2 protein-coding genes are annotated in these 1,265 nt (G+C 60.9%); both read right to left on the bottom strand.

What is annotated here, in order from left to right; translation table 11 throughout:
• Positions 1-181: 181 nt before the first annotated feature.
• The gene (locus tag ABT367_RS41375) at positions 182-409 is read right to left on the bottom strand and encodes a hypothetical protein (protein ID WP_351004018.1); all 228 of its coding nucleotides are present in this window, start codon (positions 407-409) and stop codon (positions 182-184) included.
• 44 nt (positions 410-453) lie between these two features.
• Entirely contained in the window at positions 454-1,029 is a 576-nt protein-coding gene (locus ABT367_RS41380; protein ID WP_351004019.1) for a hypothetical protein, read from the bottom strand.
• Positions 1,030-1,265: the final 236 nt, after the last annotated feature.

Raw genomic sequence — 1,265 nt, forward strand, 5'->3', positions numbered from 1 at the left:
GTGTCGCCGTCGCGGCGGTTGGCGAGGGCGATGGTCTCGAGGATGGCGAACGCAGCGAGAGCAGTTGAGCCCCATGTAATCCACACCCACTCGGGGATCATGACCACCCCCGAATACGCGAAAACCCGGCCATTTCGCCGGGTCGTTGCATGTTGAACTTGCGGGAAGTTTCTCACGAACCTCAGGCCGCGATCAACAACGGCGCGACCACCGCATGCGCACGGCGCAGCTGCTCGCCGTCGTACACCTTGGCCGGGCGGCCGCCGTGCGGGCCGGGCGGCCGATGTCCGATCGAAGGAATGCCCGCAAGGGTGATGAGCGCGCGGACCTGCGCCACTGTCATCTCGGGGTTAAGCTCGCGAGCCGCGTCCTCCGCGGTCCACAACTCCGTTCGCAGGTCGATGGCCACGGATTCATCATGCAGGACCCGTGCCTATGTAGGAGCACAGCCGGTCAGTCAAGGCTCCTGTTCAGCATCCGCTTCCTTCGCCGCCAGGACTTCCGGCGACCGAGCTGATGGTAAGGAGTCTTCTTAAGCTCGATCCCGATCTGCTTGCCGATCTTTCCGCTTGCCAGAACGAGTGCTTCGATGCTGTCGGTGCTCTCCTGCATGGTTGAACTAGAGAGCCAGCGACCAATGGCCTCGCCGAAATCGTCGCCCGAGTTCTGGACTGCATCCGTGTTCAGCTGACAGTAGAGCCGAACCTGTTCGGCGTTCAGCCTGTGAATGTGAGCTTTCTCTTCGAGTGTCATGTGCGCCTGTGGTGGAGAGAGGTTCTCACTGGCGCATCGGTTTTGGACCTCTGTGTAAGCGAGCATGAGGTCGCAGACGACTTGGTGATATTGCTGCAGTACTGCGCGATCTTCTTTGTAGATGTCGATCGTTAGCTGGTCTATGCGCGCGCCTAAATCTCGCCGTCCAGCCCTGAAGTCAGCGAAGGCCTGTCCTGCCATGGTCATGAAGTAGCCGAGTACGAGGGCGCCCGCTGGGATGAGGGTCGTGAGGAGGTTTGTCTCATCAGCTGCCACGACGATGGATTATGCATCGTTCCAGCGGCCACATGGACCTTTTCCGCAAATACTCTCCATATGCATGAACTCAGCACTCTCCTCCGCAAGGGGCTCATCCATCATTGGCAGTCTCTGGCGCGCGGTCGCTTAGTCGGCATTCAGGTGCTCCACGGGATCCTCACCTAAGCCTGCGTGGCCGACCTCCACCCGCCCCGTGCCATGGGCGTTTCCAGCTGGTGATGGTGGCCGGCCGC

It is taken from the genome of Streptomyces mesophilus (assembly GCF_040300965.1).
Lineage (GTDB): Bacteria > Actinomycetota > Actinomycetes > Streptomycetales > Streptomycetaceae > Streptomyces > Streptomyces mesophilus_A.